The sequence below is a fragment of the Streptomyces sp. NA04227 genome (assembly GCF_013364195.1).
In the GTDB taxonomy this organism is placed as follows: Bacteria; Actinomycetota; Actinomycetes; order Streptomycetales; family Streptomycetaceae; genus Streptomyces.
On record NZ_CP054918.1, the window covers coordinates 3,632,668 to 3,650,002 of the forward strand.

The 17,335-nt window shown below is 67.5% G+C and carries 21 protein-coding genes; 8 read left to right on the forward strand and 13 right to left on the reverse strand.

Annotation, left to right across the window (positions count from 1 at the left end; translation table 11 throughout):
- Nucleotides 1–758: 758 nt before the first annotated feature.
- Nucleotides 759–2,171, reverse strand: a complete 1,413-nt coding sequence (locus HUT18_RS15440) for a WD40 repeat domain-containing protein (protein ID WP_176101230.1) — start codon at nt 2,169–2,171, stop codon at nt 759–761.
- A 326-nt stretch (nt 2,172–2,497) separates the two neighbouring features.
- Here HUT18_RS15440 and HUT18_RS15445 point away from each other — a divergent pair, with 326 nt between their 5' ends.
- Both HUT18_RS15445 and HUT18_RS15450 read left to right on the forward strand, forming a co-directional pair.
- Nucleotides 2,498–3,157 carry a hypothetical protein gene (locus tag HUT18_RS15445; RefSeq protein WP_176101231.1) on the forward strand — a complete coding sequence of 220 codons (660 nt, stop codon included), beginning with the start codon at nt 2,498–2,500 and terminating at the stop codon, nt 3,155–3,157.
- A gap of 386 nt (nt 3,158–3,543) precedes the next feature.
- Nucleotides 3,544–4,308: a GNAT family N-acetyltransferase gene (locus HUT18_RS15450; RefSeq protein ID WP_176104559.1), complete on the forward strand. Its 765-nt coding sequence runs from the start codon at nt 3,544–3,546 to the stop codon at nt 4,306–4,308.
- 45 nt (nt 4,309–4,353) lie between these two features.
- Here the strand turns inward: HUT18_RS15450 and HUT18_RS15455 are convergent, their stop codons facing one another.
- Both HUT18_RS15455 and HUT18_RS15460 read right to left on the reverse strand, forming a co-directional pair.
- Nucleotides 4,354–4,743: a cupin domain-containing protein gene (locus HUT18_RS15455; RefSeq protein WP_176101232.1), complete on the reverse strand. Its 390-nt coding sequence runs from the start codon at nt 4,741–4,743 to the stop codon at nt 4,354–4,356.
- Between the two features lie 235 nt (nt 4,744–4,978).
- Nucleotides 4,979–5,314 carry an antibiotic biosynthesis monooxygenase gene (locus tag HUT18_RS15460; RefSeq protein ID WP_176101233.1) on the reverse strand — a complete coding sequence of 112 codons (336 nt, stop codon included), beginning with the start codon at nt 5,312–5,314 and terminating at the stop codon, nt 4,979–4,981.
- Nucleotides 5,315–5,467: 153 nt separating this feature from the next.
- On the opposite strand from HUT18_RS15460, the gene HUT18_RS15465 reads away from it, so the two are divergent.
- Together HUT18_RS15465 and HUT18_RS15470 are read left to right on the forward strand one after the other, a co-directional pair.
- The gene (locus HUT18_RS15465; RefSeq protein WP_176101234.1) at nt 5,468–6,424 is read left to right on the forward strand and encodes a helix-turn-helix domain-containing protein; all 957 of its coding nucleotides are present in this window, start codon (nt 5,468–5,470) and stop codon (nt 6,422–6,424) included.
- 82 nt (nt 6,425–6,506) lie between these two features.
- Nucleotides 6,507–6,923, forward strand: a complete 417-nt coding sequence (locus HUT18_RS15470; RefSeq protein WP_176101235.1) for a DUF4259 domain-containing protein — start codon at nt 6,507–6,509, stop codon at nt 6,921–6,923.
- A gap of 96 nt (nt 6,924–7,019) precedes the next feature.
- On the opposite strand, the gene HUT18_RS15475 is transcribed toward HUT18_RS15470, so the two are convergent.
- From HUT18_RS15475 to HUT18_RS15515, 9 genes are all read right to left on the reverse strand, one after another.
- A complete protein-coding gene (locus tag HUT18_RS15475; protein WP_176101236.1) occupies nt 7,020–7,547 on the reverse strand; it encodes a DUF6879 family protein in 528 nt (175 codons plus the stop codon).
- 152 nt (nt 7,548–7,699) lie between these two features.
- The gene (locus tag HUT18_RS15480) at nt 7,700–8,455 is read right to left on the reverse strand and encodes a hypothetical protein (RefSeq protein ID WP_176101237.1); all 756 of its coding nucleotides are present in this window, start codon (nt 8,453–8,455) and stop codon (nt 7,700–7,702) included.
- Nucleotides 8,456–8,554: 99 nt separating this feature from the next.
- A complete protein-coding gene (locus HUT18_RS15485; protein ID WP_176101238.1) occupies nt 8,555–8,692 on the reverse strand; it encodes a hypothetical protein in 138 nt (45 codons plus the stop codon).
- Between the two features lie 154 nt (nt 8,693–8,846).
- Nucleotides 8,847–9,134 carry a hypothetical protein gene (locus HUT18_RS15490; protein WP_176101239.1) on the reverse strand — a complete coding sequence of 96 codons (288 nt, stop codon included), beginning with the start codon at nt 9,132–9,134 and terminating at the stop codon, nt 8,847–8,849.
- 292 nt (nt 9,135–9,426) lie between these two features.
- Entirely contained in the window at nt 9,427–10,275 is an 849-nt protein-coding gene (locus tag HUT18_RS15495; RefSeq protein WP_176101240.1) for a helix-turn-helix transcriptional regulator, read from the reverse strand.
- 14 nt (nt 10,276–10,289) lie between these two features.
- A complete protein-coding gene (locus HUT18_RS15500) occupies nt 10,290–10,802 on the reverse strand; it encodes a DUF6879 family protein (RefSeq protein WP_176101241.1) in 513 nt (170 codons plus the stop codon).
- Nucleotides 10,799–11,050 carry a hypothetical protein gene (locus HUT18_RS15505; RefSeq protein ID WP_176104560.1) on the reverse strand — a complete coding sequence of 84 codons (252 nt, stop codon included), beginning with the start codon at nt 11,048–11,050 and terminating at the stop codon, nt 10,799–10,801. The genes HUT18_RS15500 and HUT18_RS15505 overlap by 4 nt, the downstream gene beginning before the upstream one ends.
- Nucleotides 11,051–11,227: 177 nt before the next feature.
- Nucleotides 11,228–11,476 (reverse strand): DUF397 domain-containing protein, encoded by a 249-nt coding sequence (locus HUT18_RS15510; protein ID WP_176101242.1) that lies wholly within the window; start codon nt 11,474–11,476, stop codon nt 11,228–11,230.
- Nucleotides 11,476–12,300: a helix-turn-helix transcriptional regulator gene (locus tag HUT18_RS15515; protein WP_176104561.1), complete on the reverse strand. Its 825-nt coding sequence runs from the start codon at nt 12,298–12,300 to the stop codon at nt 11,476–11,478. Before HUT18_RS15515 ends, HUT18_RS15510 begins: the two co-directional genes overlap by 1 nt.
- 193 nt (nt 12,301–12,493) lie before the next feature.
- Here HUT18_RS15515 and HUT18_RS15520 point away from each other — a divergent pair, with 193 nt between their 5' ends.
- The 4 genes from HUT18_RS15520 to HUT18_RS15535 all read left to right on the forward strand — a co-directional run bounded on the left by HUT18_RS15520 (nt 12,494) and on the right by HUT18_RS15535 (nt 16,324).
- Nucleotides 12,494–12,973, forward strand: a complete 480-nt coding sequence (locus HUT18_RS15520; protein ID WP_176101243.1) for an ATP-binding protein — start codon at nt 12,494–12,496, stop codon at nt 12,971–12,973.
- A gap of 328 nt (nt 12,974–13,301) precedes the next feature.
- Complete coding sequence (locus tag HUT18_RS15525; RefSeq protein ID WP_176101244.1) at nt 13,302–13,667, forward strand: hypothetical protein; 366 nt, start codon at nt 13,302–13,304, stop codon at nt 13,665–13,667.
- A 570-nt stretch (nt 13,668–14,237) separates the two neighbouring features.
- Complete coding sequence (locus HUT18_RS15530) at nt 14,238–14,822, forward strand: carbonic anhydrase (protein WP_176101245.1); 585 nt, start codon at nt 14,238–14,240, stop codon at nt 14,820–14,822.
- A gap of 14 nt (nt 14,823–14,836) precedes the next feature.
- Entirely contained in the window at nt 14,837–16,324 is a 1,488-nt protein-coding gene (locus HUT18_RS15535) for a SulP family inorganic anion transporter (protein ID WP_254878623.1), read from the forward strand.
- Between the two features lie 210 nt (nt 16,325–16,534).
- Here HUT18_RS15535 and HUT18_RS15540 read toward each other — a convergent pair whose 3' ends face one another.
- A complete protein-coding gene (locus HUT18_RS15540) occupies nt 16,535–17,185 on the reverse strand; it encodes an FMN-dependent NADH-azoreductase (protein WP_176101246.1) in 651 nt (216 codons plus the stop codon).
- Nucleotides 17,186–17,335 lie beyond the last annotated feature (150 nt).

The window sequence follows — 17,335 nt, forward strand, 5'->3', positions numbered from 1 at the left end:
CAATCGCGGCACGCCGAATATGGAATGAATGGCTCCGCCACCCACCAGCGGAGTATCGATTTCCGGCCACGTCCGCTGCGCCAGTGGTGGCAAGCTTCACCGTGTCCGAATCTCGGGGAGGTGTACGTCATTCCACTTTCCCCTGTCATGGCCGGAACATCGCTGTCGTGAACGCCCGGCCAGCGCGGTCGCGCGCGGAATCAAGGAGTCACAGGGCCGAGAATACGTCGCCTTTCACCTGGAATCGCCCGCTATACACGCGTCCTGTAGTTGTCGTGATCACTCACACCGGAACCACAAGGACAGAGGAAGTACACGACAAGGACAGAGGAAGTACAGGAGAGAAGCCGGGAAGAAGGCGGAAAGGCGGGCGAAGGGGCGGACAGAGGGCGCAAGTTCGGCCTAATCAGCCAACGTCCCACGTCCCCCCTCCGGCGGGATCCGTACCCCGCCGGGCACCCGCACACTCAAGCCACCGTCACACCCACCCCAACGCCCGCCGCAACGCGCGTAAACACCCGCATTCACCGCTGTACATGTCGGGCTGTATCGCCAACTCGCCCTCATAGGCGATACCGCTATCCCGGTTTATCGAATCCCTGAATCCGGTTGTGAATAAGACGGGAACGGGCAACCGGGCCGCGTTGCGAATCTCACCGGCAATGACATTCCCGTCACGCTCGGCCAACCGCGGGACCTGACAATCCGGTTGTGAAATCCTCGCGGCGGCCGAGCATTGCGAAACGGTTCGGTGGCACTCAGTAACCGAGGGCGGGGCCCATCCCGAATACGGCGATCTCCGTATTGCCGCTGTGGAACTCGCCCTCCCTGATGGGTTCCAGGCCGACCGCGAGCCAGCGGCCGTCGGTCGGGGACCAGGCGAGGGCGTCGATGTAGGTGCGGAACTGGTGGCCGAGGACGATCCGTTTGTCCTCCATCCGCCAGACGCACAGCTCGTGCGGACGCCGCTCCCCGAACTCCAGGTAGCCCAGCTTGCGGCTGAAGCTGCCGATCGCCAGATAGCTCCCGTCCGGGTTGGCCGCCATCTCGAACAGCCGCTCCGAGGCGTCCATGACCTTGTCGACCACCTCGCCCTTCACCGTGTCGACCACGTAGAGGTTCTCCTGCGCGCCGAGGAAGAGCCGCGAGGAGTCGCCGGAGAAGGTCTTGCACTGGATCGGGTCCCAGGCGCCGTCCGAGTGGGACACCCGCCGGGACGGCTCGCGCTCCTCGCCGTGCAGGTCGTAGCCGCCCTCGCCGCCGTTGTTCGGGCTGAGCCGGTGCACGCCGTCAGTCGAGCGCAACCGCCCACGCTGGAAGGGGACTTGGACCTCCTCGCCGAGGTCGACGTCGTACGCCCACTGCACCTCCTCTTCCGGCTCGTCCGCCGAGAAGTAGCCCTTGACCACGACGACGTGCGTGCCGGGCACCCACATCATCAGCGGCACCAGCCACTCGTCGCCCGCGTTCACGTGCGCCTTCTCGCTCCAGTCGGAGGTGTCGTACACCCACACCCGCCCCTGGTCGCTGCAGACCGCCAGATACGCGCCGTCGTCCGAGAAGTGGAGATGCTCGACGTGGTCGTACTCGGTGCTGCCCGTGGTCGTCGCGAACGGCCGCAGAATGTACGCCGGTTCGGAGAGATCGGGCAGGTGCGGGGCGTCCTCGGCGGTCCAGCTGTCGCCGTGCAGCGGGAAGGACGCGGAGCCCCACGCCAGGCCCTTGGTCAGGTGATCCAGCCACCTGCGGTCGGTCACCCGTATCTCGTACTCGGCCTGGACCAGCAGGTCCTCGTCCTTCCAGGCTCCGCCGCGCTCGTAGTAGAAGTCGTACAGGTTCCCCCAATCCTCTTCGGTGGGCGGGTCGTTGAGCGTGGCTGTGCGCCGGACCCAGGAGATGTAGCGGCGCGCGTTGGTGTCGACCCACTCGTAGTTGAGGATGTCGTCGGTGGTGAGCAGTTGGCCCAGGGTGCCCGGGTCCCCGTCCGCGCGGGCCGAGTGCCACCGCGAGCTCTCCCAGAGGAAGTGCAGGAAGGTGCCGGGCTCCTCGTCGGGGAGCGGGATGTGCGTACGCGATCCCGTGTCGTAGTACACGACGAGTACCTGGAGTCTGACCCGCAGCCGCTCCGGATCGACATTCAGAACCCGTACGCCGTACATGTCGGTCGACATCGTCGTCCCCTCAGGAAGTAACTCGCAGAGGCAGCGCCAGTAGGGTCAACACCCCTGCCGCACAGGGGAGTTGATGGAGCGCCTCCTTCAGACGCGAGCGATGTTCGCAGAAGGGACTGACAGAGGCTCAGGTTCCGGCCCCGCGCCCCAACCCCTCAGCACCCTCAACACGCCCAACACGCCCAACACTCCTACGAGTTGGCGCCGTCGCCAGGTGACCGACCAGTACGGCTTGACGACGCCATATGGATAGTGACACTCTCCAATCGCGACGGATAGCAGAGCTATCCAACCTGGTTCAGAGGCCACCATTTCGGGGGAGATTCATGGCCGTCATCGACCAACGGGCGTCGTCGTACGCTCAGTTGGACCAGAAGTACCGCGTCTCGAAGTTCGTGTTCATGGGCGGTTTCCTGCCCACCGCCTTCGGCCTGTTCGGGCTGCTCGGCTCCAGCCCCACCGGCACCGACTTCCTCCTGCTGCTGATCGGCGCCGGACTCATCGGCGGCGGTATCAGCTGGGGCCGCAGCATTCTCGGGCAGATGCGGTACGTCATCACGTATCCCGCGGACCCGATGGCGCACCTCATCGCCTGGGGCGGCAGCATCGCCGTCGTGGTCGTCTGCGCGCTGATCGGCAAGGCGCTGGAGACCGGCATGACCGCGGTCGTCAGCGCCGGACTGCTCGCCGTCCCGCCGTGGTTCCGCAAGCGGCGTACGGCCTTCATGCTCGACTACGCCGGAATCACCGCCGCCGGTACGGCAGTCGCGTGGGACCAGGTCTCGATCCTGGTCATCACCGACACCGCCCCGGACCACGTGAGCCTGGGCCTGCGACTGCGCTCCGGCGGCTGGTCCGACGGCGTCAACGTCGAACGGCACAAGTTCGACCTCAACCGGATCGTCGAGGGCGCGCGGACGCTCGCGCCGGGGCATGTGTCCATCGTCGTCACGGACCGCGAAGGGGAGCGGCCGGTCTACCCGTAGAACCGCGCACGAACCTGTTGGCGCGACAGCCGCCGTCGGCCGTGGTCAAGGCCATGGCCGACGGCGGCCTTCGCGCCGCGTTCCTCCCGGAACGCGGACTGGGATGCCTAGCGGCAGCCTGGCTGGCCGGACGTACGCCCGGGGTCTCACCGGTGCCGGTGGCGGCGGGGGAGCTGCCTGCTCTCGGGCCCTGGCCGCCCCACCCTCCACAGCGCCCGGACCGCCTGTGACCTCGTCGCCCGGGCAGGGCGAGGGGGCGCCGATCTCGGCCCGGAACAAGCACGTGCGGGTGCCCGGCCGCCATGCTGGAATGGATCAGCCTGGAACGGATCAGCATGGAACCAATGGATCTCCCGTCGATCAATGAATCCGACCTCGCGCTCGCGATGGAGCGGAATCTCGCCGAGCATGCCTGCCACCTGCACCGGAACCTGAGAAGCGCGTCCGTCACCGAGACCGGCGACCTGCTGATCGCCGACAGCGGTCTCGCCGATGACACCTTCAACATCGTCGCGGTGGCCCGCTTCACCCCGGACACTGCCCCGACCCGCGCCGCGGAGACGGCCCGGACCCTGGCCGCCACCGGCCGCCCCTTCTCCTGGTGGGTGGGCCCCGCCTCCACACCGGTCACTCTCGCCGAGCACCTCGAGGCCGTCGGCCTGGAGGCGTCGGAGACCGAGACGGGCATGTGGAAGGAGCTGCGCGGCCCTCTCCCCGAGGCGCACGTCGACGGCCTGGAGATCCGCCTGGTAACCACTCCGGAGCAGCTCGCCGACTACGCCACCGTCCTCGCCGCGAACTGGAACCCGCCCGCCGCCACGGTGCGCCAATTCTTCGCCGACGCCGCCGACTTGGCGCTCACCGCCGACTGCCCCGCCCGCTACCTGGTCGGCTACGTCGACGGCCGTCCCGTCTGCTCGGCCGAGGTCTTCCTGCACGCGGGTGTCGCCGGGATCTACAACATCGCCACGCTCGCCACCGACCGCCGCCGTGGTTATGGCGGCGCCATCACCCTGGCCACCCTGCACACCGCACGCGACGCGGGCTACGAGACCGCGGTGCTCCAGGCATCCGCCGACGGAGAGCCCGTCTACCGCCGCCTGGGATTCACCGCCTGCGGCCACTTCACCGAGTACGCCATCACGCCCTGACCCGTCACAGCAACCGCACCGCTCCTCATCAACGCCTGGTAGCCCTCAGGCGTCGGTGCGCTTCTCCAGGCGGCTGCCGCGCGGCAGCGTGAGGGACATGATGTCGCTGGGGCCGTCCAGTGCGATGCGGTGCCAGCGCCCGCGCGGGACGATGACCGCCGTTCCGGCCGACAGGCTGACCTCCTCCTCCTTCTCTCCCGGCTGCTCCGGGCGGAAGTAGAGACGCACGCCGCCGGTGAGGCAGGACACGAGTTCGTCCGCCGCGTTGTGGACTTCCCAGTGGTCGCCGTGCACGTCGGCGTCGGTCTCCACATGGAAGGTCATCAACTGCCAGCCGTCCCGCTCGGAGTTGAACACCGGCTGCTCTGCGCGTATTTGACCCTCGTGGTCGAGGTGGATGAAGGAGGAGAAGAGGTCGATCGGTTCAGCGGTCATGGCGGGACGTCCATTCGTTCTGCGGAGTTCTTCTGGTGGTGTGTGGTTGGTGCGGGTGCGGGGAGCGGGTCGTCTCAAGGCGGGAACGGTTCGAGTTCGGGTTCCATGACGACGATCCTGGCCGCCTGCGCGCCGAGGTTCATCCGCCAACTGTTGTGTGTCGGGGCCGAGTTACGCGCCGAACGACGCATCGCGTAGCGCCCGCCCCCGCGACCGAGGACCGAAGTCGGCTCGCTCAGTCGGGCAATGAGCCGGAGAACGAGTCGGAGAACGAGTCGGACAGTGAGGTGGCGGTGAAGTGCCGGACCCGCAGCGGTGCGGTGAGGTACTCGTCCTCCCCCGGCAGGACCACGGGCTGGTCACGCCAGTCCTCGCCCGCGTAGTCGGCCAGGTCCTTCTCGCCGCGCCAGCGACTGACGTACAGCAGGGACGCGGGCGGCGAAAGCAGTACCTCGTGGGACAGCAACCCCGGGTAACGGGCCGGGAATTCGCGGACCGCCGAGACGATGTAGTCGCGGAACGCCTCGAAGCGTTCAGGGCGTACGCGCGCCTCGCTCACTCTGGTGATCACGGCCGGGCCGTCCTCGTCAACGCGCGAGAACGGGAGGCCGTATCAACGCGCATGCACGGGACGCCGTTTGATGAGTGCGTCATGCTCCGATCCTCGCCCCGGGCAGGCACCTCGCCCAGTGACCGGATCGACATGGAGAGGTACTTTCCTGCCATGAGCGTTCATCGGGTTACGGCGCTGGTCCTGCCCCGGCAGTCCACCTTCGAGCTGGCGTCCGCCGCCGAGGTCTTCGGCCTGCGCCGCCCGGGACTGCGCAGTGGCTACGAGTTCGCCGTATGCACCGAACGTCCAGGTCCCGTACCGACCCTGGCGGGGTACGACATGCTCGTTGAGGCCGACCTCGCGGCACTCGACGCGGCGGACACCGTGCTCGTCCCCGGCTGGCACGACCGTACGGAGCCCGCCCCACCCGCCGTACTCGACGCGCTGCGGCGCGCGCACGGCCGAGGCGCACGTGTCGTCTCGATCTGCTCGGGCACTTTCCTGCTCGCCGAGGCGGGACTGCTTGCGCACCGCAGGGCGACCACGCACTGGCGACTCGCCGCTGAACTGGCTTCCTCTTACCCGGAGTTGGAGGTAGAGCCCGACACGCTCTACATCGACCTGGGCGACGTCGCCACCAGTGCGGGCACGGCGGCGGGCATCGACCTGTGCCTCCATCTGGCCCGCTCCGACCACGGCGCCGCCTACGCCGCACACATCGCCCGGCACATGGTGATGCCGCCGCACCGTGAGGGCGGCCAACTCCAGTACCGCACCGCCGACTTCACCGACCGCCACGAACAATCGCTGGCCCCACTCCTCGACTGGGCCACCGAACGACTGCACCAGCCCCTCACCCTCGACGACCTCGCCGCGCGGGCCAACGTCTCGACCCGCACCCTCGCCCGCAGATTCGGCGACCAACTCGGCGTCAGCCCCGGCCGCTGGCTACTCCAGCAGCGCGTCACGGCGGCCCGCGCCCTCCTCGAGGAGACCAACCTCCCCATCGAAGTGATCGCGGACCGCGTCGGCCTGTCGTCGGCCACCAACCTCCGCAGGCGCTTCCACGCCTTGGTGCATACGACGCCTGCTGCGTATCGACGGTCCTTCGGGCGCAACGAACGCTGAAGGGCCGGCCCCGCCCCATGACCGAAGTCAGTGGCTCCTGGAATCCTGCCTTCATCCGAGACAGCCACACCAGGAGCCATGCATGGGAACGTGGGGGACCGGCCCGTTCGACAGCGACCTCGCCGCAGACTTCGTCGACGCACTTGAGGGACTCACCCACCAGCAGGTCATCGACGTGCTCGAGCGGGCATTCCAGAGAGTCACGAGCTCGGGAACACGCGTCGGCGGCGGAGACGGCGCCGAAGCCGTCGCAGCCGGCGCTCTCCTCGCCAGCACCATCCCGAACAGCCCCATCCTGATCAACCCCGATGACGGTCCGAGGGAACCGCTGTCCGAACTACCGGCATCGCTCCGCGCGTCGGCCAGGCTCGCACTGGACCGGATACTCCAGGACGGCTCAGAAATGGCGACGGGCTGGGTGGACAGTGCCGACGCCGTCCAGTGGCGCCGGGAAGTACAACAGATTCTCCAGGCGCTCGAAGCACCCGCTGATCACTAATCGTGACCGCGTCACGGAAAGGGAGCCAGAACCGTTCTCGTGAACAACCCACTCGGTGACGGTGAAAGAAGAGGACGACAAGCTTCGGAGCCCTGATCACCCTCGTACAGGCTGGTAGTCCGCATGAGGCACCGCCAGCTTCCAGACAGCGGTGAAGGCGTCGCGGCACAATCTCGCCACCTCAGGGGCGGCGGTGACCTCTTCGTCATCGGGCGCCAGTTCACCGTCCCCGGCGAAGTGGTGGAAGACGACCACCTTGTCGTCCAGGAGCCAGAAGTCGTTCCCCGGGAGCGCCAGAGCCGAAGCCAACCGGCGCGGCAGCCAACGGACTTGCTCTCCGGCTTCCACCGTGGGGAGTGTCAGGTGGTGCTCGAACTGGATGTAGTCGCTCAGCGGCTCGGACACAATCCGTGCTCGCTGGATCTCCACTCCTCTGCCCACCAGTTCACGCACAAGGGAGAGCCAAGGGCGGAGCTGCGGGTCGCTGGCATCCGGAGCATCACGGACTCCGTTCTGCCACGCCTCGAAACGCGGATCGGAACGCATGTAGCCGTCCCTCATCTCCAGGTGCCACGCAGAGCGCTCGCAACTCCGCAGTCGATCAAGGAGCGTCGGCTGCGTCACCCTTCACCTCCGGAAAGAACTGCATCATTCGGCGGGGGAACTCGATCACGGTCTCGTGCCCCGGGGCGTGCATGTGAGGCATCCGATCTTGGTCCAGCACTCTCCAGCCTTGCAGCAGGTAGTTGCCCGGTCTCGTCGTCCAGGAAAGAGGATCAGCCGTCCGCAACAGCGCGTGCACGGCGGTACAAGTCCCGTTTGAGGTCGGCCATCCGGAGCGGGTCGGGGCGCGGGTGCACCCACTTGTTCTGTGGGTGCACAGCGCGCGGGATGGGGGCGGCCTCCAGGAAGGCGGAGAAGTCGGCGTCGCACCATGGCGGGACCCAGGCGCCCGAGCGGCAGACGAAGACGAGGTCGAAGGCAGGCCCCGGATTGGTGCCGTCGTCGATCCTCATGGTGACCGGCACGAGCGGATGCTCGGTGGGGTGCTCAAGGCTCTGCCGCCAGGGCGGGAACCGTACGTGCAGCTCGGCGCCGCCCCAGTGGTGGGCGAGCATCCAGTTCTCGCAGCGGATGCCGTCGCCGGACTGCTTCCACGCCTCGAACGACTCGTGGTTGACGCGGTATCCGGCATCGTGATGGGCGTCGTACAGGTGTACCGACTGCCAGGCACCGTCACCGCCCAGGATGCTGGGCCAGAGCTGGCCCGCCCATGCGTTGCTGTCGGCAAACACAAGGACGGACCGGTCGGTGAAGGTGAACCGGTCCCAGAAACCCTCGGTGCCCTGGACGCCGGGGAGTTCGGCCGCCGCCTCGGTGAAGCCTGTGGCCCGCTTCTCCCAGATCACCTCGGTGTGGAACTCGTCCTCCCCGGCGACCGGCCACCCGTACAGCTCCGGATGGTCTCCTGGCGGGCCACCGGCGTCGGGAGTCGGGAAGAAATAGTCCCAGTCCACCACCAGAAGATGCACGGCCGTTGCCTCCGATGTACCGTTCTGCGGCACGGCGCCCCCGCCATCATCGGGGGCGCCGTGCGTTGTGCGGATCAGGCAGTCACGGAACGGCGCGGCTCAGCCGCCGTGGCCGGGCGAGCCGGAGCCACCCTTGCCGTCTCCGTCTTCGATGTCCGTGTCGTCGCCGTCGCCGCCTCGGCGGCCGGGGCCGTTGCCGAACGCCGCCGGGACTCGGAGGGCTTCTTGAAGAGTCACGTACTGGTCTCCCTTCTTCGACGGACCGGAGGAGTTCCGATCCTTGGGTGGCCCGAGGTCCCGGCATGCCCGATGGAATGGAGATGTCAGGGCCTCGGACCTGGCCCCGCCACTGCCTGACCGAGGCGCGGGCATGAGCGGCGGGGAGTCGGTGTCAGCCGAAGCTCTCAGCGGGAACAACGGGGCTCGCGGGCGACCCGGCGACCGCATGAGCCTTTTCAGGGGACGACAGGCCGGCGATCAACTGCATCGTCGAACCGATGCGGAACTCACCGATGCGCACGTAGGGCGTTCCCGAGGCGCTGACGAGTCCCCTGATCTGGCAGATCTCGTTCGGGGCCACGCCCAACTCCCCCATGATTTCGCGCAACTTGTGCGCCATCGAGTCGGCAAGCTGCTGGGCGGCCGTGTAGTCCTCGACGGGCGCCGCCGGTCTATCCACGCCGTGACCTCCCTCGGTGCCCCGCGTGATTGCGGAGTTCGATGTTGAGGTCTGTCACCTTCGATCCGTTACCGGCACTACGGGCCTCTGCCCGCTCTTCGACGAGGGCGCTGCACACCTCGCACCCCGGAACGGGGTCCGGGTCCGCCCTCGGCATGGGTAGCTCAACCGGATTTTCGGGATAGGTCAGAGGGTTCGTCATGGGGCCGTCCCTTGCGACATCGGGGATGACGTCCAAGCTAGGGAAGGCTTGTGCTCAACTCCCAGCCGATTGCACGTGATTGCAGAACGATCACCCGAGGGCGTTCATCGCGTCCGCGATGAGGGCCCTGGCCTTCGCGCCGTATGCCGCGTTCTCGGCCAGGTCGGCGAACGCGTCTGCGTACATCTTGATTTCGCTGGGCTGCGTGATCGTCAGATAGCCGGAAACCAGCTCCACGTTGACCCGCGCAGAGTCGTAGATCCAGAAGCCTTCCACTGGCATCCGGGTACGCCCGAGCCTCATCGGCAGCACGCCCAAACTGACGTTGGGCAGTGAACTCACTCTGAGCAAGTGCTCAAGCTGCTCAAGCTGGGTGTCCGTGTCACCAAGTCCGTTTTGCAGAACTGATTCCTCAACCAGGAACGCGAAGCGGCGGTTTCCTTCGTACATCACACGCTGGCGCTCCATCCGTACGGCTACGGCGTCGGCTACGTCGTCAATCTCAACTCGTCGCCGCTGAACCGTGCGAAGCACATTCTCCGTGTAGCCGTAAGTTTGGATCAGCCCCGGGATGAGCCACGAGGAGTACGAGCGGAACCGTTGAGTGCGCTCGAAGAGCGGCAGGACAGACTCTTGAGCGCGTCGCAATCCGGTGCGCTCCATGCGGCGCCACTGAATCCACATACCTTCGACGGCCTTGAGCGACGCGATGAGATCGTCCGCTTGGTCTTCCACGCCGCACGCCGAGCACCAGGCTCGGACGTCCTGGGGGGATGGCGAGGTCTTGGCAGTGGAGATCCGGGACACCTTCGAGGGGTGCCAGCCGCAGGCCTGAGCCAGTTGCTTTCCGTCCAGCCCGGCTTCCTCGCAGATCTCCCGAAGGCGATCGGCGAGGACTTGCCTGGCAGCGCGGACGCTCGATGATTCCGAAGTTGCCATGGCACGGAGGCCGATCAGACCGGCTTGTACTCCTCGTGCGATGTGGCCCGTTCCCAGACCGCTGCAAACGCTGATCCGACCAGAGCCACGACAGCCGGTTCGGTGCGCCATTCGTGCTCAATCACGGCTCCGTCACCGGAGAAGTACGTGAACAGCACCGTGGAATCGTCAAACATCCACAGGTCGGTGCCTGGTAGCGCAATGTCCGCTGCCTTACGGCGGGGCAGCCAGCGCACAAGCTCGCCGGCTCTGATGTTCGCGAACGTCAGGTCGTACTCGTACCGGATGTAGTCGGTCACCGGCTCCGAAACGATCCGGGCGCGACGCATGCTCACGCCGCGACCAACCGTCTCGCTGACTACGTCGTGCCACGACGTCCACCAGTCGGGCAGGCTGTCCGGCGTGTACCGGCGTCCGTCCTTCCAGGCGGCGAATTCCGGATCGTCCGGGGTGTAGATGTCGCGCATTTCCAAGTGGACGGCGGAGCTACGAGCCTTGGCGAGACCCTCACGTACGGGGCTCTTCACTGCTGGTGGCCTCCTTCCGGTCGAGGGACGTACTGGAGCATCACTTTGGGGAGCCTGATGATCGTTTCGTGATCAGGGACGTTGGTGGAATGACCGGGGATGGAACCGATCTCCTGACAAGCCTTCACCTCTTGCTCTGTCGCCCTGTACGACTGGATCAACAGGTCCCCGGTCTCCTCGTCCAGCCAAATGGTCGGGGAGTTGTCGGCCGGGGTGTTGGGGATGATGCCGAGGAACTTCAGGTTCATGATCGCCTCCGCCATCGGGTGGATTGCACCGGCGTGCACGACTCTCACCCACCCACTCCGCAGCGTCAAGGGTCAATTACAGTCGGCGATTGCGCGGGCGGCATCAACGCTGAAGGGCCAGGTCGTGCCGATCGCACGGGCACCTGGCCCTTCAACTCCACGTAGCGAGGCGGTCGTTCAGCCCTGGGTCGCGTACTCCACGAACTCCGACCAGGCGGCGGGGTGCACCGCGAGCCGCGGGCCCTGCTTGCGCTTGGAGTCGCGGATGTGGATGAGGGTGGGGCAGGTGGCTACTTCTACGCAGTCGTCGCCGTCGCCGCTGCTGTAGGTGGACTTGCGCCAGGAGAGGGCTACCTCGACGCAGTCACCGCTGCCGCTGCTGCTGTAACTGCTCTTGAACCACACCAGTTCGCTGCTGCTGCTCATCATGCTCCTCGCATCTGCCGCAACAGGCTCAGGGAGTCATCGAACGAGAGAGCCTGTGAACGCATCCTGGCATACCGCATCTGGAGCACGCTGACCACTTTGGGGTCCGAGATGAACTGGCCGCTCTCCTGCCCCTCGGCATACGCGAACCACCTGTTGTCCTCGGTCTCAAGCAACTGCACGGGCCCATGCAGCCCCGCATGATGCTCCCGCACCACCGGCATGATCTGAAGCTCGATGTTGCGTCGCCCGGCGAGTTCGATGAGGTGGCCGACGAGTTCTCGGGTGACCTCCTCGCCTCCAGTACGGCGGAGCAGCACGTGCTCCTCCAGGATGAAGCTGTACGCCGTGTTCGGCCGCTCGTACAGGAGTTGTTGCCGTTCCTCCCGTGCCGCCAGCCGCGCATCGATCTCCTCGTCCTTCAGCGGCGGCAGTTGGTCGGCGAACAGCGCCCTCGCGTACGCCTCCGTCTGCAACAGCCCTGGGATGAGCCGGGATTCGTACGTGTAGAGCGTGATTGCCTCCCGCTCGTGATCCGCCCACACCCGGAACCAAGACGCCAACCCCTTCCGCCGAGTCAGCGGCTTGGCCGCCGCCTTTAAGGTGCCGAAGGCGTCCAGCTCGGTCTCGCAGTTGTCCACGAGGCGGCGGGGCGGGAAGCGTCGGCCCTGTTCGACCGACCCGACAAAATGAGCCGAGTAGCCGATCTTGGGGGCGAGGGCCTCCTGGGTCAGACCGGCCCGTTTTCGGAAGCTCTTGAGGACTTCGCCGAAACTCTTGAGTCCTTCCGAGGGTTCCGGTTCGCTGGTCGTGGACTGAGTCATGGACTGGGCCGGGGACTGGGCTGCTGCGTCCGAGGACGTCACGGGTCTCTCCCGTCGCTCGTGCATCTGTTGCGCCAACGCGGCCATGCTTACGCTGAGTTATGCGTACTGTCCACCCTTCGCACCCGTACAAACACGCAGCGTACGAGTTCTGCCCGTGGTGCCGTGCGAAGTCGCAGGCCACCGTGGCCGCATGCCAGTCGATGCCCAAACCCCCACGTTCGCACGCGAGTTCACGCAGCGTTTCCGTTCCACGGCGCGTGGCGCCCGGCTCGCGCGGCGGCTGACCGTACAACGTCTCGACGCCTGGGGCGTTCCCGAGACCTCCGAGCTGTCCCAGGCCGCCGCCCTCGTCGTCGCCGAGCTGGCGGCGAACGCCGCGACCCACGGGCGCGTGCCGGGGCGGGACTTCGCGCTGCGAGTCGCCCTGGACAGGGCCGAGTTGCGCGTCGAGGTCAGCGACACGCGCGGCGAGCGCACCGTCCCGACGGACACCGCCGCCCCACCGCCACCAGACCTCGCCACCTCCCCGCCGCCGGACGCCACCCCCGCTCCGTCCGCCGTACTCCAGGAGTCCGGGCGGGGACTGCTGCTCGTCGCGGCGCTCGCCCGGGAATGGGGTGTGACATCCCGCACGATCGGCAAAACCGTGTGGGCGGTATTGGCGACATAGGGGGCGCACGCGGGAGGCGCATACGTCACACACAGGGCGCGCGCGGGGCCACGTGTGGTGAAAAAGATAAAGAGGTTGTCAGGTTTTCACTGTCCTGGCGGAGCGTTTCCGGCCGAATTCATCCGAACACGCACGCTTTCCCGCCACCCCGTGTGACCTGGGCTTATTTCCTTCTTGTTACCTGCACGGGCTCTACTAGAGTGCAACTGGGCGTTAACACAACCGACGATGACGCGGGTTACCTTCGCAGTACAGCGATACGTGGACCACTGCCTTTCCGGCAGTGCTGTTCCCGTACCCCAAACCGTCGACGAGAAGGAGGCAGTCCGTGGCGCGCAATCCGCACACCCGCGTCCTTCTCGTCGTGGCCGCCGTGCTGGCTTTCGTCCTGCAGACGTTCGGCGCGGGCTCCACGGCCTTCGGTGCGCACCTCGGCCACGAGACACACAAGCGGTCGACCACCTCGTCGAGCGGGCCCAGTACACCGGAGAAGGAATCGGAGAAGCTTCCCGGCGCGCGTATCGCCGCGCTGGGTGCGGTCGCGAGCTCGCGCAGCGACGACCCCGGCGCGGTTCCGCGCACCGGCGGTCCCGGGTTCCGGTACGTGTCCACGCAGAACGCCGAAGCGGCCCGCCCGGCCGCACGGCACCCCGAACGCCCCTGCATCACCGCCCTTCAAGTGTTCCGCTGTTAGAGCGGCCGTGCGCGCGGCCCTGGCCGGATCCGAGTGGTCCGGGCGGCGGACACGGAGCGGCAGGCACGGCCCGTACGGACGCGGCAGTACGCGCGCGGCGGGACCGAGGTGGCGGAGCGGACGCGGTGACAGCGGCCGCGCGGTAGCGCACAGCGCACACGGCCGGTAGCACACACGGCCGGTGCCGATGGGTCATCAGTACCGCGGGCCAGTACCCGTGGTGATGCTTTGACCACCGCCCTCCGTGACCCGTAACCCGTAACCCGTAATCGCTCACCCGACCGGCACCGTCGCCGTCGCGCACCTCTCGAACACCGGGCCGCGCGCCCGGTTCACAACGGCCGGGCTCTCGCGCCCGAACCGTCCCAACACCCAGGCAGGAGCGCCTGGTTACGCATCCCGGCAGTCGCCGGGGCTTGGGCGGCAGGACTCAACGACACCGTGGTCGGTCCGGCGTACACACACACCCGCGTACCCCAGTGGGCCATCCCGCTGGTCGCCCGCTTTGCCAGTGACACCCCCTGTTCAATCCGACGCGCCTGCCACTGGCGCGCCCAGGAGGAAGCTGACATGCAGCCTTTCATCGACAACGCGCGGGCCTTCGGCGCCCGCAACGCCGCGGGGGCCGGACTCGCCCGGCTCGCCGAAGGCCAGTCCCCGCAGGTCCTGTTCATCACATGCTCGGACTCGCGGGTCATCCCGTCCCTGATCACCGGCGCCGGCCCCGGCGAGCTCTTCGAGCTGCGCACCGCGGGCAACATCGTTCCCCCGCACGACGCGGGCCCCACCTCGGAGGCGGCGACCATCGAGTACGCCGTGTCCGTGCTCGGCGTCACGGACATCGTGGTCTGCGGCCACTCGCACTGCGGTGCCGTCGGCGCGCTCGTACGCGGTGACGACCTGACCGCCGTGCCCGCCGTACGCGACTGGCTCCAGCACGCCGCCGACACGCCCGACGGGAAACAGGACGACCCGGCCGTCGCCGACGCCGTGCAGCACCATGTGCTCGCCCAGCTGCTGCGGCTGCGCTCGTACCCCTGTGTCCAGACCGCGCTGGAGGAGGGGCGGATCAGCCTGCACGCCTGGTTCTACGAGGTGCACACGGGCGGCGTGCTCACGCACCGGTCCGAGACCGACTCCTTCGCAGCGCTCTGAAGGGGCGAGTACCCGTGAACTTCCGTGATCTGACCCCCAGTTCTCTCAGTTTCCGTCATATCAAGGAGGACTTCGCGTCCTCCGTCGTCGTCTTCCTCGTCGCGCTGCCGCTGTGCGTGGGCGTCGCGGTGGCCTCCGGGGTGCCCGCCGAACTGGGCATCGTCACCGGCATCGTCGGCGGCCTGGTCACCGGCATGCTGCCCGGCAGCAGCCTCCAGGTGTCCGGGCCCGCCGCCGGTCTGACCGTGCTCTGCTACGAAGCGGTCCAGGAACACGGGCTGCCCGCGCTCGGCGTCATCGTGCTGGCCACCGGGCTGCTCCAGCTCGGCATGGGGGCGCTGCGCTGGGGCCGTTGGTTCCGCGCGATCTCCGTCGCCGTGGTCGAGGGCATGCTCGCCGGTATCGGGCTCGTCCTGATCGCCGGACAGCTCTACTCGATGGCGAAGACCAAGGCGCCGGAGTCCGGCATCGACAAGATCACCGGGCTGCCCGAGATGTTCGTCGACGCCGCGGGCTCCTCCTCCGCCCGCGCCTCGCTGCTCCTGGGCATCGGCACCATCGCCGTACTCGTGCTGTGGAAGAAGCTCCCGAAGAAGGTCACCACGGTGCCGGGCGCACTGGCGGCGGTGGCACTGGCCACCATCGTGGCGCTCGCCTTCGACCTGCCGGTCGCCAAGGTCACCGTCGAGGGGCTGTTCTCCACGATCCAGCCGCCCCCGATGGACGAGTTCGGCGGGCTCGCCGAGGTCGGCATGCTCAGCACGATCGTCGCGTTCACGCTGATCGCCTCCGCGGAGAGCCTGTTCAGCGCGGCGGCCGTGGACCGTCTGCACGACGGTCAACGCACCGACTACGACAAGGAGTTGATGGCCCAGGGCGCGGGCAACACCGTCTGCGGTGTGCTCGGCGCGCTGCCGATGACCGCGGTCATCGTGCGCAGTGCCACCAACGTGCAGGCGGGCGCGAAGACCAAGGCGTCGCGGGTGATGCACGGCGGATGGCTGCTGCTGTTCGCCGCGCTGCTGCCCGCCGCGCTCGGCATCATCCCGATCGCCGCGCTCGCGGGCATCCTGATCCACGCCGGGTTCAAGCTCATTCCGCTCAAGGCGCTTGTGGAGCTGTGGCGTTCGCACCGGGGCGAGGCGGTCGTCCTGGTCGCCACCGCGGTCTCGATCGTCACGATCAGCATGTTCGAGGGCGTCCTCATCGGCCTGGCCCTCGCGGTGATCAAGACGGCCTGGGAGGCCTCGCACATCCGTCTGGAGATCGTCGACAAGGGCGCCGGACCGGTACAGGCGCACCTCTCCGGCAACGCCACCTTCCTCCGACTCCCCAAGATCCTGGACCAGTTGGAGGCTCTGCCGCAGGACCGTCCGGTGGAACTCCACCTGGATCAGGTGCACCACCTGGACCACGCGTGCCGGACAGCTCTGGAGAACTGGGCCGAGCGGCACAGCGACCAGGGGACCGAGCCGGTGAAGGTGAATATGGCCGGGGTCTGAGGAGCCTGAGGGTCCTGCCGACCTGAAGAGTCTGAAGGGCCAGTTCAAGCAGAGGGCCTCGCCGTGCGTGCCAAGTGGCCAGCTACGGCGGGGCCTTCGGCGTTGCGCGAAAGCAACGGCCGCTTTGGGCAGACGAGTTGGGTAACTCGCTTCAGCGGTTCGGCGGAAGGGCGGGCCTGGCGCCGCCCGCCCCTCCACGCCGCCCGGAGGTCACGCCGCGAGACGGCCCGCGAGCGCCTTGCCCTTGGTGGCCGCGGCCTCGTGAGCGGCGCTCAGCGAGGTCTCGTGCAGCGGGATCAGGCTGGCCATGGCGGGGTTGACCGGGGCCATCGTCAGTTCCGGCACGATGAACTCGAGGTCCAGGCCCAGGCTTCCGCCCAGGATCCACTCGAGGTACGGCTGCAGGTAGTCGCGGCCCTCGTTCGGGCTGCCCGGCCCGTAGCCACCGCCACGGCTGGTGACGACGACGGCGGGCTTGCCCTTGAGCGTGGGCGCCTCGGTGCCGACCGTGCGGCCGAAGGCGATGACGTGGTCGATCCAGGACTTGAGACTCGACGGGATCGAGTAGTTGTACAGAGGGGCACCGATGAGCAGCGCGTCCGCGCCCTCCGCCTCCTCGATCAGCTCACGGCGCAGCGCGAAGGCCGCCTCCTCCTCGGGCGAGTGCCCGGCCGGGTCGCTGAGGCCCGCGTAGTACTCGGCGGCGCGCAGGTGGGGCAGCGGGTTCGCGTCCAGGTCGCGGTAGACGACCTGCCCGTCCGGGTGCTCGGCCTCCCAGGCCTGGCGGAACTGGGCGGCGACCTGACGGGAGAAGGACCTGTCGCCGTTCAGCGAGGTGTCGATGTGCAGCAGCGTGGCCATGGCCGAGCCTCTTTTCGTCGTGCGGTGATCATCCGTATCGGGTGTACGTGAAACGCGTACGTAGCTATATATAACAGAGTCACTTACTTTTTTGCACCCCCTGACGAAGAGGTGGGTACCCTGGACATGTCGTACGGCGGCAGTCGTACG

Coding starts and splice junctions, on each gene's coding strand:
- HUT18_RS15440 (WP_176101230.1), bottom strand. CDS start 2,171: ATGTCGACCGACATGTACGGCGTACGGGTTCTGAATGTCGATCCGGAG.
- HUT18_RS15445 (WP_176101231.1), top strand. CDS start 2,498: ATGGCCGTCATCGACCAACGGGCGTCGTCGTACGCTCAGTTGGACCAG.
- HUT18_RS15450 (WP_176104559.1), top strand. CDS start 3,544: ATGGAGCGGAATCTCGCCGAGCATGCCTGCCACCTGCACCGGAACCTG.
- HUT18_RS15455 (WP_176101232.1), bottom strand. CDS start 4,743: ATGACCGCTGAACCGATCGACCTCTTCTCCTCCTTCATCCACCTCGAC.
- HUT18_RS15465 (WP_176101234.1), top strand. CDS start 5,468: ATGAGCGTTCATCGGGTTACGGCGCTGGTCCTGCCCCGGCAGTCCACC.
- HUT18_RS15470 (WP_176101235.1), top strand. CDS start 6,507: ATGGGAACGTGGGGGACCGGCCCGTTCGACAGCGACCTCGCCGCAGAC.
- HUT18_RS15495 (WP_176101240.1), bottom strand. CDS start 10,275: ATGGCAACTTCGGAATCATCGAGCGTCCGCGCTGCCAGGCAAGTCCTC.
- HUT18_RS15505 (WP_176104560.1), bottom strand. CDS start 11,050: ATGAACCTGAAGTTCCTCGGCATCATCCCCAACACCCCGGCCGACAAC.
- HUT18_RS15510 (WP_176101242.1), bottom strand. CDS start 11,476: ATGAGCAGCAGCAGCGAACTGGTGTGGTTCAAGAGCAGTTACAGCAGC.
- HUT18_RS15515 (WP_176104561.1), bottom strand. CDS start 12,300: ATGACTCAGTCCACGACCAGCGAACCGGAACCCTCGGAAGGACTCAAG.
- HUT18_RS15520 (WP_176101243.1), top strand. CDS start 12,494: ATGCCAGTCGATGCCCAAACCCCCACGTTCGCACGCGAGTTCACGCAG.
- HUT18_RS15530 (WP_176101245.1), top strand. CDS start 14,238: ATGCAGCCTTTCATCGACAACGCGCGGGCCTTCGGCGCCCGCAACGCC.
- HUT18_RS15540 (WP_176101246.1), bottom strand. CDS start 17,185: ATGGCCACGCTGCTGCACATCGACACCTCGCTGAACGGCGACAGGTCC.